This window comes from Pseudomonas resinovorans NBRC 106553 (assembly GCF_000412695.1).
In the GTDB taxonomy this organism is placed as follows: Bacteria; Pseudomonadota; Gammaproteobacteria; order Pseudomonadales; family Pseudomonadaceae; genus Metapseudomonas; species Metapseudomonas resinovorans_A.
The window spans coordinates 3541166-3555657 of the sequence record NC_021499.1; the positions used below are offsets into that span (position 1 = coordinate 3541166).

Annotated in this window: 13 protein-coding genes; 5 read left to right on the top strand and 8 right to left on the bottom strand. The window is 68.7% G+C overall.

Annotated elements, in window-relative coordinates:
- The first annotated feature begins 79 nt into the window (after positions 1-79).
- From PCA10_RS15915 to PCA10_RS15930, 4 genes are all read left to right on the top strand, one after another.
- Complete coding sequence (locus tag PCA10_RS15915) at positions 80-1399, top strand: amino acid permease (RefSeq protein WP_016493091.1); 1320 nt, start codon at positions 80-82, stop codon at positions 1397-1399.
- A complete protein-coding gene (locus PCA10_RS15920) occupies positions 1392-2672 on the top strand; it encodes an aspartate aminotransferase family protein (protein ID WP_016493092.1) in 1281 nt (426 codons plus the stop codon). Before PCA10_RS15915 ends, PCA10_RS15920 begins: the two co-directional genes overlap by 8 nt.
- 10 nt (positions 2673-2682) lie before the next feature.
- Positions 2683-3705, top strand: coding sequence for a phosphotransferase enzyme family protein (locus PCA10_RS15925; protein WP_016493093.1), 1023 nt, complete (start codon positions 2683-2685; stop codon positions 3703-3705).
- Positions 3706-3827: 122 nt separating this feature from the next.
- Positions 3828-4781, top strand: coding sequence for a helix-turn-helix domain-containing protein (locus PCA10_RS15930; protein WP_016493094.1), 954 nt, complete (start codon positions 3828-3830; stop codon positions 4779-4781).
- 94 nt (positions 4782-4875) lie between these two features.
- Here the strand turns inward: PCA10_RS15930 and PCA10_RS15935 are convergent, their stop codons facing one another.
- The 6 genes from PCA10_RS15935 to PCA10_RS15960 all read right to left on the bottom strand — a co-directional run bounded on the left by PCA10_RS15935 (position 4876) and on the right by PCA10_RS15960 (position 8684).
- Positions 4876-5091, bottom strand: a complete 216-nt coding sequence (locus PCA10_RS15935) for a DUF3820 family protein (RefSeq protein ID WP_016493095.1) — start codon at positions 5089-5091, stop codon at positions 4876-4878.
- Between the two features lie 48 nt (positions 5092-5139).
- On the bottom strand, positions 5140-5466 hold the full coding sequence (locus PCA10_RS15940) for a DUF190 domain-containing protein (protein WP_016493096.1): 327 nt from the start codon (positions 5464-5466) through the stop codon (positions 5140-5142).
- A 17-nt stretch (positions 5467-5483) separates the two neighbouring features.
- On the bottom strand, positions 5484-6227 hold the full coding sequence (locus PCA10_RS15945; RefSeq protein ID WP_016493097.1) for an SDR family oxidoreductase: 744 nt from the start codon (positions 6225-6227) through the stop codon (positions 5484-5486).
- Positions 6228-6355: 128 nt separating this feature from the next.
- Positions 6356-7555 carry a CynX/NimT family MFS transporter gene (locus PCA10_RS15950; protein WP_016493098.1) on the bottom strand — a complete coding sequence of 400 codons (1200 nt, stop codon included), beginning with the start codon at positions 7553-7555 and terminating at the stop codon, positions 6356-6358.
- The gene (locus PCA10_RS15955) at positions 7542-8003 is read right to left on the bottom strand and encodes a nucleoside deaminase (RefSeq protein WP_016493099.1); all 462 of its coding nucleotides are present in this window, start codon (positions 8001-8003) and stop codon (positions 7542-7544) included. The genes PCA10_RS15950 and PCA10_RS15955 overlap by 14 nt, the downstream gene beginning before the upstream one ends.
- 15 nt (positions 8004-8018) lie before the next feature.
- On the bottom strand, positions 8019-8684 hold the full coding sequence (locus tag PCA10_RS15960) for an ankyrin repeat domain-containing protein (RefSeq protein ID WP_016493100.1): 666 nt from the start codon (positions 8682-8684) through the stop codon (positions 8019-8021).
- A gap of 104 nt (positions 8685-8788) precedes the next feature.
- Here PCA10_RS15960 and PCA10_RS15965 point away from each other — a divergent pair, with 104 nt between their 5' ends.
- Positions 8789-9643, top strand: a complete 855-nt coding sequence (locus PCA10_RS15965; protein ID WP_016493101.1) for a LysR substrate-binding domain-containing protein — start codon at positions 8789-8791, stop codon at positions 9641-9643.
- Positions 9644-9859: 216 nt separating this feature from the next.
- On the opposite strand, the gene PCA10_RS15970 is transcribed toward PCA10_RS15965, so the two are convergent.
- Positions 9860-11359: an efflux transporter outer membrane subunit gene (locus PCA10_RS15970; protein ID WP_016493102.1), complete on the bottom strand. Its 1500-nt coding sequence runs from the start codon at positions 11357-11359 to the stop codon at positions 9860-9862.
- Positions 11356-14463, bottom strand: coding sequence for a multidrug efflux RND transporter permease subunit (locus PCA10_RS15975; protein WP_016493103.1), 3108 nt, complete (start codon positions 14461-14463; stop codon positions 11356-11358). Before PCA10_RS15975 ends, PCA10_RS15970 begins: the two co-directional genes overlap by 4 nt.
- Positions 14464-14492 lie beyond the last annotated feature (29 nt).

Below are 14492 nucleotides of genomic sequence, written 5' to 3' on the forward strand. Positions count from 1 at the left end.
CCCGCCTTAACGTCAGCGCACCCGGCACCGACCGCCCGCGCCTGTGCCGCCTACACAAAAACAAGAAGGACATACCGCCATGCTCAAGAAAGCTGTACTCGGCTGGCCCCAGATCGCGGGGCTCGGCATCTCCCTGGTAATCGCCGGCCAATTCTCCGGTTGGAACTTCGGCCTCGCCGACAACGGCTGGGCCAACATGCTCCTGGCCACCCTGCTGATGGCGGCGCTGAGCTGCGGACTGGCGCTGTGCATCAGCGAACTGTCCACGGCCATGCCCCATGCCGGCGGTGTGTTCGCCTATGCACAAAGCGCCTTCGGCCCCTTCGTCGGCTACCTGGTGGGCTCGGCCTGCGCCCTGGCGCTGACCATCGGCACCGGCGCCGCCGCCACCTTCGTGGCGTCCTATATGGAGTCGGTGTTCGGCTTCGGTGGCTGGCCGGTGAAGGTGGCGCTGTTCGCCCTGATCATCGGCATCCATATCCGCGGCGTGGGCGAGGCCCTCGGCGTCACCCTGCTGGCCGGGGCCGTCGCCGCCGTGACCCTGCTGGTGTTCGGCGGCGCCATGCTGCCGCAACTGGACACCGCCAACCTGCTGGGCGCCGGTGGCTTCAGTGAATCGGTCAGCCTGCACGGCGTCTTCGCCTGCGTGCCCTTCGCCATCTGGATGTTCATCTGCATCGAGCAGGTCAGCTCCGCCGCCGAGGAAGCGGCCGATCCGGGCCGGGCCATGTCCCGCGGCATCCTGGCGGCGGTCGCCACCCTGCTGCTCACCGCCATCACCGTGCTGATCTGCGCTCCCGGCGCCGCCGGTGTGCAGGTGGTGGGCACGGCAGCGGACCCGCTGTACGCCGCCATGACCCACAGCGGTGGCTACGACGCCTCCAGCTGGCTGGCGCGCCTGGTCGGCATCGGCGCCATCTGCGGCCTGCTGGCGACCTTCTTCTCGGTGGTCTATTCCGCGTCCCGCCAGCTCTTCGCCCTGGCCCGCGACGGTTATCTCCCCGCCGCCCTGGCGCGCACCAACCGCCGTGGCTCGCCCCATGTGGCCCTGCAGAGCCTGGCCGCCATCGGCCTGCCGCTGACCCTGGTCAGCCCGGAAAAGCTCCTGCTCTGCGTGGTCCTGCTGCTGTGCAGCTGCCACCTGTTCCTGTTCGCCGCCTACATCCGCATGCGTCGCAGCCATGCGCACCTGCCGCGCCCCTTCCGCCTGCCCGGCGGCCCGCTGATCGCAGGCCTGGGCATGCTGCTGACCCTGGTGGTGATCGCCGCCTGCTTCCAGCTCGAGATCGAAATGCTCAGCGCCCTCGGCCTGCTCGCGGTGGCCCTGGTCATCAACTACCTGGTGCGCGCCGCGCGCGTCGCCAAACCCATCGTTTCGGAGAACCCCGACCATGTCTGAACAGACCCTGCTGCAACGTCGCCACCGCGCCATGGGCGACCAGTCGCCGCTGTTCTACGACCAGCCACTGAACCTGGTGAGCGGCCAGGGTGTGTGGCTCCATGACGACGCCGGCAAGCGCTACCTGGACGTCTACAACAACGTGCCCTGCGTCGGCCACTGCCACCCCCGCGTGGTGGAGGCCATGGCAAGCCAGGCGGCGACCCTGAACATCCATACCCGCTACCTGAACGAACGCATCGTCGGTTATGCCGAGCGCCTGACCGCCACGTTCGCCCCCGCGCTGGACTGCGCGATGTTCACCTGCACCGGCAGCGAGGCCAACGAACTGGCCCTGCGCATGGCGCGCTTCTGCACCGGCGGCAAGGGGGTGATCGTCAGCAACTACAACTACCACGGCAACACCACTTGCCTGGCCGAAGTGACCACCGCCCTGCCCAGTTCCGAGCCCTTTTCGCCGTTCGCCCGGGCGGTGCCCATCCCCTGCCTGTACCGGGCGCCGGCCGGCACCTCGGCCAGCGAGCTGGCCGACCAGTACGTCGCCCGCGTGGCCGAGGCCATCGAGTCGCTCCAGGCCCAGGGCGTGCAGCTGGCGGCAATGCTGATCGACACCCTGTTCGCCAACGAAGGGCTGCCGCGCCTGCCCGCCGGCTACGTCGAGCGCATCGCCGCGCTGGTGCACGAGGCCGGCGGCCTGCTGATCGTCGACGAAGTGCAGGCCGGCTTCGGCCGCACCGGCAAGCACATGTGGGGCCACCAGGCCCACGCCGTGGTGCCGGACATCGTCACCCTGGGCAAGCCCATGGGCAACGGTTTCCCCCTGGCCGGGCTGGTGGCCAGCCGCGAGCGGGTCGAGGCCTTCGGCGGACGCAACCTCTACTTCAACACCTTCGGCGGTTCGCCGGTGGCCGCCGCCGTGGGCGACGCGGTGCTCTCGGTGATCGAGGACGAGCAGCTGCTGCGCAACGCCCGCGAGGTGGGCGCGCACCTGGCGGCCGGCCTGGAGCGCCTGGCCGGCCGGCACTCGATCATCGGCGACGTGCGCGGCACCGGCCTGTTCTACGCCGTGGAACTGGTGCGCGACCGCAATACCAAGGCAGCGGCCGGTCCCGAAGCGCGGCGCCTGGTCAACCAGATGCGCGAGCGCGGCGTGCTGATCAGCAAGATCGGCCCCGACGACAACCTGCTGAAGATCCGTCCGCCGCTGGTGTTCTCCCGCAGCGACGCGGACCTGTTCATCGACACCCTGGACAGCGTCCTGGGCGAACTCTGAGGTCAGTGCCATGAGTCATTTCAATACCCTCGACCACGAGCAGCAGGTGGCCAGCCTGCAACGCCTGGCCCTGGCCGCGCTGCGCCAGTGGGACGGCGACTTCGTCGGCCTCGACCTGATCAAGTACCGCGAGAACGCAGTGTTCTGCGCCACCCGCAGCGACGGCGGACGTTGCGCCCTGCGCGTGCACCGCGACGGCTACCACTCGGAAGAGGCCCTGCGCTCCGAGCTGCAGTGGATGGAAGCCCTGGCCGCCGACGGCATCCGCGTGCCGCAGATCATCCGTACCCGCGACGGCGAGCACCTGACCCGGGTGCACAGCGACGAGCTGGACGAAGCCCGCTATGTCGACATGCTCGGCTGGCTGGGCGGCGCCAGCATCGGTTCGGCCGAGCACGGCCTGGAGGTGGAGACCGACGTGGCCGGGCTGTTCTTCGACACCGGCGCGGTGGCCGCACGCATCCACCAGAGTTCCGCCCGCTGGGAGCAGCCCAACGCATTCAGTCGCCACGCCTGGGACGAAGAAGGCCTGGTGGGCCAACGGCCCTTCTGGGGGCCGTACTGGGAACTCGACCTGCTCGACGACGCCCAGCGCGACCTGCTGCAGGCCACCCGCCAGGCCGCCCGTGTCGACCTGCGCCGCTACGGCCGCAGCCTGGACAACTTCGGCATGATCCACGCCGACCTGGTCCCGGAGAACCTGTTGCTGGACGACGCCCAGCTGCACCTGATCGACTTCGACGACGCCGGCTTCGGCTGGCACATGTTCGAGTTGGCCACGGCGCTGTACTTCTGCCTGGACGATCCGCGCTACACCGAAATCCAGGCGGCGCTGCTGGCCGGCTACCATTCGGTGAAACCGCTGGGCGCGGACGACCGCGCCACCCTGCCGTTGTTCCTCGCCCTGCGGGGCCTCACCTACCTGGGCTGGATCCACACCCGGCGGGAGAGCCGCACAGCCGAGGAACTGGGCCCCCTGCTGGTGGAACGGGCTTGCCGCCTGGCGCGGGCCTACCTCGACCAGCGCCGTTGATCGCCGCGCCAGCGCCTGGCAGGGACGCACAAGGGCCTGGCGCGCAGGTCAAAGCCAACCGCGCGACGCTCCGCCATGATGGTGCGGAGCGTCCACCGGCCGCGATCCACAGGTGAACCACCATGACAGGCATTGCCCGACACCAGGCATCCGACTCCGACGAGCTGGCCGGCGCCCTGGCCGGCTGGAGCCAGGACTACACCCAACTGGGCCGTGGCCGGCTGCACGCCGAACTGGTGCATATCCAGTTGGCGGGCGCCTCGCTGATCTACGAGCACTCCAACCTGCACCTGCACGAGAACATGACGCCGCCGACGGGCCAGGTGGTGTTCGGCCTGCCGCTGCAAGTGGGCGACGACTCGCTGTTCAACGGCGGCGCGCTGCGCCACGACACCCTGCTGGTGCTGGAAGGCGGTCGGGAAATGGAGATCTGCGCCTCCGGCGAGATCGGCATGCTCGGACTGACGGTGGACCGTGAATTGCTGGCCCGACTGCTTGGCGCGGAAGAACAGGAACGCCTGGAACAGGCCCTCGGCCGCAGCCGCCTGGACATCTCGCCCCTGGCCGCCCAGGGCCTGCGCCAGGACCTCTGCGCCTCCATCGGCGCCTTCGAGCGCGCCGAGTGCGACCCGCGCTCCGCCGAACAGAGCGTGCGCACCGTGATGTCGGCGCTGGACTACACCCTGCAAGGACTGGACGAAGTGCTGCGCGGCCCCGGCCACAGCGGCGCCACCCTGCCCCGCTCCCTGGAGCAACGCCGGCGCCTGGTGCTGGCGGCGGTGGAGATCATGCAGGCCAACCTCGACCTGCCGCTGTCCATGCTGGAGCTGTGCCAGGCGCTCAACACCAGCCACCGCACCCTGCAGTACTGCTTCCGGCAGATCGCCCAGGCCACGCCCCAGCAGTTCTTCCTCTCCCTGCGCCTGGCCGAGGCGCGGCGCCGGCTCAAGCAGGACCCGCAACAGAGCATCACCACCCTGGCGCTGGACCTGGGCTTTGCCAGCTCCAGCCATTTCTCCTCGCTGTTCAAGCGCCTCTATGGCGAGCAACCGTCGCTGGCGGGCCGGCGCTCGTAGGACCATACCTGTAGGTTGCGGCCAAGCGCAGCGCGGCCCAACGAGGGGAAGGCAGGGTGTTGGGCTTCGCGTCGCTCAGCCACAACCTACGGCCTCAGCGCTTCTTGCGCAGCGGCTCCAGCAGCGGCTTGAGGCCGTTGTGGTCGATCTCCTGCATCAGCATCAGCAAGCGGCCGATCTCCCCCTTGGGGAAACCCTCACGGGCGAACCAGTTGAGGTAGTGCCCGGGCAGGTCGGCGAGCAGGCGGCCCTTGTACTTGCCGTAGGGCATTTCGCGGGTGACCAGGAGCAGCAGGTCTTCGGGGTTCATGGCGGGGTCTTGGCCTGGGAAAGGCGCCGATTGTCGCAGAGCCCCGGCTCAGGTATCCAGCGGCGCGCCCAGCAGGCCGAACTCGGCGGGCACGCGAACGTAGAACAGCGTCACGCCTTCCTCCTCCAGGCGCTTGAGCAGGGCGTCGCATTCAGCCTCGGTGAGGGCCAGCAGGATCAGCATCGGCTGGTCGGCCATCTCGAAGAAGTGACGGGAATGCAACTGCCCGGTGTGGCCGAAGCCCTCGATACCGGAGACCAGGGTGGCGCCACGCAGGCCCATTTCCATGGCCACGCCGACTATCCAGTCGGCCAGCATCCGCCCCTGGTGCCGGCGGTTCTGCTGGGTGTAGAGGGTGAGCTGGTAGCCCTTCATGACGGCCTCCCGATCACTCAGATGATGCCGCCGTTGGCGCGAATCGTCTGGCCATTGACCCAGGAGCCTTCCGGCCCCACCAGGAAGGCCACCAGGTTGGCGATGTCCTCGGGGTTGCCCAGGCGCTCCAGCGGGGCCTGGCGGGTCAGGCGCTCCACCAGTCCCTGGGGCTTGCCTTCGAGAAACAGATTGGTGGCCGTCGGTCCCGGCGCCACGCAGTTCACCGAGATGTTCCGCCCGCGCAGTTCGCGGGCGAAGATCGCGCTCATGGTTTCCACCGCCGCCTTGGACGCGGCGTAGGCGGCGTAGCCCGGCAGGCGCATATCCACCACGCTGCTCGAGAGGTTGACGATGCGCCCACCGCTGCGCAGGCGGGTGGCCGCCAGTTTCAGGGTGTTGAAGGTGCCGCGCGTATTGATCGCGAACAAGCGGTCGTAGAGCGCGATGTCGGTATCGGCCAGGGGCACCAGGCCGGGCTGGATCACCCCGGCATTGTTCACCAGGATATCGATGTCGCCGAACTCCATCTCCGTCTGGTCGAAGAGCACCGCGACCGCCACCGGGTCGCTGACGTCGGCCAGCACGGGGTAGGCCTTGCCCCCGGCTCGACGTATGTCATCCACCACCTGCTCCGCGGCTTCCGGCCGCGACGCGTAATTGACCACTACCTGGATGCCCTCGGCGGCCAGGCGCCTGGCAATGGCGGCGCCGATACCCCGGGACGCACCCGTGACTATTGCGGTTTTGGCAGTTTCTGACATGCGGCTCTCCCGGACAGGCCCTCGAAGCCACGGCTGGTGCCGCGTGTGGGACCTTTCAGTGGGTATAGCCGCAGTTGGCGCGCCGTGCGGGACCGGTTATCCGGGGGCCGGGAGCCCGAGGTGGGCTCCTACCAGTTCGTAGCCTGTTTCACCATCGACTTCGCCAGCGGCCGATAGCTGACGGGGCTGAACACCCGGGTCAGGCCGAGCATCAGCAGCACGCCCACCAGCAGCACCAGCCAGGAGGCCGCGAAGCCGCCGGTCAGCTCCCGCAGCCAGCCGCTGAGCCAGGGCGACACGGCGTTGATCAGGAAGCCCACGCCCTGCACGAAGGCCGCCAGTTGGCCGGCCTCGCGCGGGTCGGCGCGGTGGTCGAGGGTGAGGATCAGGCTCAGGGCGAAGCAGGCGCCCAGGCCGAAGCCGATCAGCGCCACCCAGAGCGCGAACAGCTCCACCGGCGCCCAGATCAGGCCGGCGAAGCCCAGCGCCTGGGCGATCAGGCTCACCGACAGCAGTGGTCGTCGGTCGATGCTGCGCTGCGCCAAGGCGGGCATGGTCAACGCCGCGAGCACCTGGAAAATGGTCATGAAGGCCAGCAACGAACCACTGCGGGTGGGGCTCCAGCCCAGCTGCTGGTAGTAGGCCGGCAGCCAGGCGACCATGCTCATGTAGCCGCAGTTCACCAGGCCGAAATACACCGCCAGCAACCAGGCGCGGCGTTGGCGGAGCAAGCCGGTGGCCCGTCCGGGAACGGCCGGGGCCGGGCTCGGCAGCGGACGCGCCAGCCAGAGCAGCAGGGCCAGCAGCGCCGGCACCAGCCACAGGCCCAGGCCTACCTGCCAATGCTGGAAGTGGTGCGCCAGCAACGGGCTGAACAGCGCCGCCAGGCCGCCACCGCCCATCAGGGAGGCCGAATAGACGCCCATGGCCAGGGCCACGCGGCCCTCGAAGCGACGTTTGATCACCCCCGGTAGCAACACCTGGATCAGTGCCACGCCTGCGCCCCCCAGCAAAGCGGTGGCGAGCAGCGGCCCGGCCTGGCCGCAGAGCAGCCGCGCCAGGCAGGCCGAGGCGATCAGCCCCAGGCCGAGGCCGATGCCACGATGCTCGCCCAGCGCGTTCAGGCGATTGCTCAACAGCGCCACCAGGCCCATGCAGATCACCGGCAGCGTGGTCAGCAAGGCGGCGGTCTGGAAGCCCATGCCGGTGGCCTCGCGGATATCCGCCAGCAATGGGCTGACGGAGGCGAGGATGGGCCGCAGGTTCAGCCCCAGGACCACCAGCAGCGCCCAGGCGCCGAGGTTCGGCTGCGGTTCAGCGCGCGGCATTCAGGGCTTTCCAACGGGAATAGATGTCGCCCATGGCCGCTTGCGGCAGGTGACGGATCTCCAGTGCCTGCTGGTCCAGGGGCAGCGTCATCTGCTGGTAGACGGCTGCGGTGGAAAGGCCGAAGGGCTCGCCCTGGGCGTTGGCCGCGGCGAACACCACCCGCGTCACGCCGCACATATGCATGGCCGCCAGGCACATGGGGCACGGCTGGCCGCTGGCATAGATCACGCAGCCGTCCAGGCGCGGGCCGAGTTCGCGGCTGGCGAGGCGGATCGCCTGGAGTTCGGCGTGGGCGCTGGGGTCGCCATTGAGGTGGATCTCGTTCACCCCTCGGGCCAGCACCCGGCCGTCCTTCACGAGCACGGCGCCGAAGGGGCGGCCACCCTGCTCCACGTTCTGCCGCGCGAGATCCACGGCCTGTTCCAGGTAGTCCAGATCATCAGACATGTTGTGCTCCATCATTCAGCGGGCGCCGGCGGCGCGCAGCTTGGCGGCGACATCCCGCTGGCCGCGTTGCTCGGCATGTTGCAGGGAAGTGACGCCGTTCTTGTCGGGCAGGTCGAGGTCGGCATCGGCGGCGATCAGCAGGTCGACGATGCGCTGGAACGGCAGGCTGCCGTCGCCCAGCACCACGGCCTCGATCAGGCAGGTCCAGCCGAGCCGGTTGACGTGGTCGACGTCGACGCCGGCGGCGATCAGGCTGCGCACGGTGTCCACATGGCCGCGCTCGCAGGCCGGGATCAGCGCGGTGCCGCCGTAGCGGTTGGTGCTGCGCAGGTCGGCGCCATGGGCGAGGGTCAGTTCGAGGATCTCCTGGTGGCCGCTGGCACCGGCCAGCAGGTAGGCGCTGTCCTGGATACGGTTCTGCAGGTTGACGTCGGCCCCGGCGTCGATCAGCCGGCGCGCCACCTCGACCCGGTTCCCGGCGGTGGCCAGCAGCAGCGGCGTATTGCCCTGGCCGTCACGCACATCCACCGCCACGCCCTGCTGCAAGAGCCGTTCGACCGTGCCCAGGTCACCTGCGCCGGCCGCCTGCAGCAGGCGTTGGGGCGCGTCGTCGGCAGCCTTGGCCTGGCCAGCCAACAGGCCGCCAGCGAGGAAAAGTACGGGGATGAGTCGGGTTTTCATGGCTCGCCTCCAGGTTGGGTGGAATGGGCGAAATTATGTCCATCTGGTCAGGTATTATGAAATTAAATATAACCATGCATACCAGTGGACATCGGAATACTTACATGTTCGATCCCCTCCTCCTCCGCAGCTTCGTGGCCGTGGCCGACTGCGGCAACTTCACCCGCGCGGCCGAGCGCCTGCACCTCACCCAGTCCACCGTCAGCCAGCAACTGCGCCGGCTGGAGGAAAGCCTCGGTTGCCGCCTGCTGGACCGCAGCCAGCGCCAGGTGGTGGCGACCGCCGAGGGCGAGCAGTTGCTGGGCTACGCCCGGCGCATCCTCGCCCTGCAGGACGAAGCCGCCGAGGTCTTGCGCCATCAGCCGGGCAGCGGCGTGTTGCGTCTCGGCGTACCGGAGGACTTCGCCGCCGAGCGGTTGATGCCAGTACTGGCGGAATTTTCCGCCGCGCACCCCGGCGTGCGCCTGGAGGTGACCAGCGGGCTCAGCCCCGAGCTGCTGCGGCTGTATCAGGGTGGGGAGTTCGACCTTCTGCTGATCAAGCGCATGGGCGAAGACGGCGACAGCCTGGCGTCCTGGCCGGAGCCCCTGGGCTGGGTCGATAGCGCCAGCCGCCCGGCCTACGGTCGCGAACCCTTGCCCCTGGTGGTGTTTCCCAGCGGCGGCCTGTACCGCAACGAGATGCTCCATGGCCTCGACGTGCAGGGGCGACGCTGGCGCATCGCCTACTCCAGCGCCAGCCTGGCCAGCGTACGCGCGGCGGTGTCGGCGGGCCTCGGCGTCAGCCTGCTGCCCCTGCGGGTGCTGGGGCCGGAGCACCGGCTGCTCACCGATGCGGGGTTGCCGGAAATCCAGGGATTGCGCCTGGCGCTGTATGGCAGGCCGGGGTTGGGCAAGGCGGCGGATGAACTGGCGGAGCGCCTGAAGGCGCTCTGCGAGGTGCCGGTGCAACCTTCGTAGGATGGGTCGGGCGGCGATCCGCTGAGCTTGCGATACCCATGATGTTCGTCGAAGCCGATGGGTATCGCTGCGCTCAACCACATCCTACAAACGAGCCCCGTATTTCGTAGGATGGGTCGGGCGGCGATCCGCGAGCCTGCGAAACCCATCAACCCCGTCCGATGGGTTTCGTACCTCAACCCATCCTACGATCCAGCCCGCACCAACCACGGGCTGTCAGGGCAACTGCTCCGAATCCGAATCCACCTGCTCCAGCTGCGCCTGGTCCCAGCCGCCGCCCAGGGCGGCGATGAGCTGGACGCTGGTGGTCAGGCGGCTGCCGGCCAGGGTCAGGACGGTGCGTTCGCTGTTGAGGGCGGTCGCCTGGTTGTTGACCACGCTGTTGAAGTCGAGGGTGCCGGCCTTGTACTGGTTGGTCACCAGGCGCAGGGCTTCGCGGGCGGCTTCCAGGGCTTCCAGCTGCACCCCGCTCTCTTCCTCCAGCACATCGAGCTGGACCATGTAGTCCTCGGCTTCGCGGAAGCTGTCGAGCACGGTCTGCCGGTAGGCGGCCACGGTCTGGTCGTAGCTGGCTTCGGCCTGGGCCACCTGGGAACGGATCAGGCCGCCGTCGAACAGGGTCATGGCGAACTCGGGGCCGATGGACCAGAAGCGGTTCGGCGTGGTGATCCAGTCGCTCAGGCTGCCGCTGCGGTAACCGCCGGCGGCGCTCAGGTTGAGGCTGGGGAAGTAGGCGGACTTGGCCACGCCGATCTGGGCGTTGGCCGACATCACCTGGCGTTCGGCCGAGGCGACATCCGGACGGCGCTCCAGCAACTGCGAAGGCAGCAGGGTCGGTATGGTCGGCAAGGCCGGCACGCTGTCCACCTCGGCCAGGCTGAACTCGGCCGGGGGCACCCCGATCAGCACGGCGATGGCGTTTTCCAGCTGGGCGCGCTGGTACTTGAGGTCGATGGCCTGGGCCTGGGTGGTCTTCAGCTGGGTGGTGGCCTGGGCCACATCGGCCTTGGTGACTATCCCGGCGCGGTACTGGTTCTGGGTGAGGGTCAGGGAGCGCTGGTAGGCGGCGATGGTTTCTTCCAGCAGGCGCTTCTGGGCATCCAGCACCCGCAACTGCAGGTAGTTCTGCGCCAGTTCCGATTGCAGGCTGAGGCGCGCGGCGGCGAGGTCCGCGGCGCTGGCTTCCATGCCTGCGGTGTCGGACTCCAGCTGCCGGCGCAGCTTGCCCCAGAGGTCGACCTCCCAGTTCACCCCGAGGTTGGCGTCGTAGCTCTTGGACACGCCGCCGCCTCCGGAGCTGGTGACGGTGGAGCCGTCGGCCAGGCGCACGGTGCTGTCGCCGCCGCCCTGGCCGGAACGGGTCTTGCCGGTGGAGAGGCCCACCGAGGGGAAGAACGACGCGCGGGCGCCACGGGCCAGGGCCTGGGCCTGGCGGTACTGGGCCACCGACTGGGCCAGGGTCTGGTTGGAGGTTTCCAGGCGCTGCTGCAGCTCGTTGAGGGTGGCGTCGTCGTAGAGCTCCCACCAGCGGCCACGGTGCCCCAGGTCCGCCGGGCTGGCCAGGGACCAGCCTTCGGCATGCTTGAACTGGACGGGCACGCTCTGCTCCGGACGCTGGTAGTCCGGGCCTATGGCGCAGCCACCGAGCAGCAGGCCGGCGAGCGCCAGGGCCAGTGCGCGACGCAGGGGATTCAGGGAGTGGGCGGCGGTGATCATAGGGATGTTTCCAGAGCGGCGTCGGTACGCACGCCGCGCCAGCGGTTGAAGCGATGGCGCAGGCGGTCGAGGTAGAGGTAGACCACGGGGGTGGTGTAGAGGGTCAGCAACTGGCTCAGCACCAGGCCGCCAATGATGGCGATGCCCAGCGGCTGGCGCATTTCCGCGCCCTCGGTGCCGCCAATGAGCAGCGGTACGGCGCCGAGGATGGCCGCGATGGTGGTCATCAGGATCGGCCGCAGGCGCAGCAGGCAGGCCTGGCGAATGGATTCGTCCGGGGACAGCCCGTCATGGCGTTCCAGCTGCAGGGCCAGGTCGATCATCATGATGGCGTTCTTCTTCACCACGCCGATCAGCAGGAACAACCCCAGCAGCGAGATAAGGCTGAACTCCCCGCCGGTGAGCAGGATCGCCAGCAGCGCGCCAACACCGGCCGACGGCAGCGTCGAGAGGATGGTCAGCGGGTGGATGTAGCTCTCGTAGAGAATCCCCAGCACCAGGTACACCAGCACCAGGGCGGCGAGGATCATCCACGGCTGGTTCTGCTGGGTGCTCTGGAAGGCGTCGGCGCTGCCGCCCATGCGGGCGATCACCGAGCTGGGCAGGCCGATGGCGGCCACCGCGTGCTCGATGGCCACCGTGGCCTTGTCCAGGCTCACGCCGGGCGCCAGGTCGAAGGCGATGCTCTCGGAGGCGAACTGGCCCTCGTGGTTGACCCGGTCTTCCTCCAGGCTGCGCTCGTAACTGGCGAAGCTGGACAGCGGCACCCGCTGGCCATCAGCGGTGATCAGCTGGACCTGCTTGAGGGTTTCCGGGTCCCGGGCGTATTTCGGGTTGACCTCCATCACCACCTGGTACTGGTTCAGGCTGTCGTAGATGGTGGAAATCTGCCGCTGGCTGTAGGCGTTGTTCAGTGCCGAGCTGACCATGGCCATGTCCACGCCCAGGCGCTTGGCGGTGTCGCGGTTCACCTGCAGGGTGACCTGCTGGGCGCCCTCGCCTTCGTTGGCGTCGATGGCGGTGAGCTCCGGCAGGGCCTTGAGCGCGGCGGTGACTTTCGGCGCCCAGGTGCGCAGGTCCGCCAGTTCGCCGCTCTGCAACACGTATTCGTACTGGGAGCTGCGCTGCTCGCGGCCGCCACCGAACTGCAGGTCCTGGTCGGCCATCAGCATCAGCCGGCCGCCGGGGACCTTGGGCAGGTTGGCGCGCAGGCGCTCGATGACCTTCTGCGCCGAGATGCCGCGATCCTTGATGGGCTTCAGGCGCACGATCATGAAGGCGTTGTTGATGCCACCGCCGCCACCGATGAAGCCGGCCACGCTTTCCACCGCCGGGTCTTTCAGCACCGCGCGGCGGAAGATTTCCATCTTCGGCTGCATCACCGAGAAGGACAGTCCGTCGTCGCCCCGGATGAAACCGATCAGCTGGCCGGTGTCCTGCTGGGGCAGGAAGGTCTTGGGCACCAGCACATAGAGGGCGACGTTGCAGCCGATGGTCAGCAGCAGGCTCAGGAGCGTCAGGCGCGGATGGCGCAGGGCGATGCCGAGGGTGCGGTCGTAGGCGCCGACCATGCGCGTGTGCAGCGCCTCGCTCCAGCGCTGCAGGCGGCTGTCCTGGTCCGGCACATGGGGCTTCAGCCAGCGCGCGCAGAGCATGGGCGTGAGGGTCAGGGACACCAGCAGCGACACCAGGATGGCCACCGCCAGGGTCAGGGAGAACTCGCGGAACAACCGGTCGATGATGCCGCCCATGAACAGGATGGAGACGAACACCGCCACCAGCGAGAGGTTCATCGACAGCAGGGTGAAGCCCACCTCGCGGGTGCCCTGCAGGGCCGCCTTGAAGGGCGCCATGCCGTTGTTGATGTGCCGCGAGATGTTCTCCAGCACCACGATGGCGTCGTCCACCACCAGGCCGGCGGCGAGGATCAGCGCCATCAGCGAGAGCACGTTGAGGGAGAAGCCCATCAGGTACATCACGGCGAAGGTGCCCACCAGGGACACCGGCACCGCCAGCGCCGGGATCAGCGAGGCACGCAGGTTGCCGAGGAACAGGTAGACCACCAGTATCACCAGGGCCACGGCGATCAGCAGGGTGCGCTCGGCCTCGTGCAGGGTGGCGCGGATCACCGGCGAGCGGTCCATGGCCAGGTCCAGCTTGACGCTGGCCGGCAGCACCGCCTGCAAAGCGGGCAGTTGCTGCTTGATGCTTTCGATGGTCTCGATGATGTTGGCGCCGGCCTGGCGGTTGATCACCAGCAGCACGGCCGAGTCGTCGTTGAAGAAGCCGCTGTTGTAGCGGTCTTCCACCGCATCGCGGACCTTGGCCACATCGCCCAGGCGCAGGGACGCGCCGTCCTGGTGGCGGATGATCAGCGGCGCGTAGTCGGCGGCCTTCTCCAGCTGGTCGTTGGCGCCCACCTGCCAATGGCGGCCGGCGTCTTCCACGGCGCCCATGGGGCGGCGCTGGTTGGCGGCCGAGATGGCGTTGCGCACGTCGTCCAGGGCCAGGCCGTACTGGGTCAGCAATTGCGGTTCCAGCTCAACACGCACCGCCGGCAGCGAGCTGCCGCCGATCTGCACCTCGCCCACGCCGCGCACCTGGGACAGGCTCTGGGCCAGGATGGTGGAGGCCAGGTCGTAGAGCTGGCCCTTCTCCAGCACGTCGGAGGTCAGCGACAGCACCATGATCGGCGCCTGGGACGGGTTGACCTTCTTGTAGGTGGGCATGCTGCGCATGCCGCTGGGCAACAGGTTGCGCGAGGCGTTGATGGCCGCCTGCACGTCGCGGGCGGCGCCATTGATGTCACGGTCCAGGTCGAACTGCACGATGATCCGCGTCGAGCCCTGGCTGGTGCGGCTGGTCATCTGGTTGATGCCGGCGATGGTGCCGAGGGACCGCTCCAGCGGCGTGGTGACGCTGGAGGCCATGATCTCCGGGCTGGCGCCGGGCAGGCTGGCCTGCACGGTGATCACCGGGAAGTCCATCTGCGGCAGCGGCGACACCGGCAGCAGGCCGAAGCTGACGATGCCCATCAGCAGGATCGCCAGGCTCAGCAACATGGTGGCCACCGGGCGGTGGATGAAGGGGGCGGAGAGGTTCATGGTCTATCCCCTCTCCCCCAGCCCCTCTC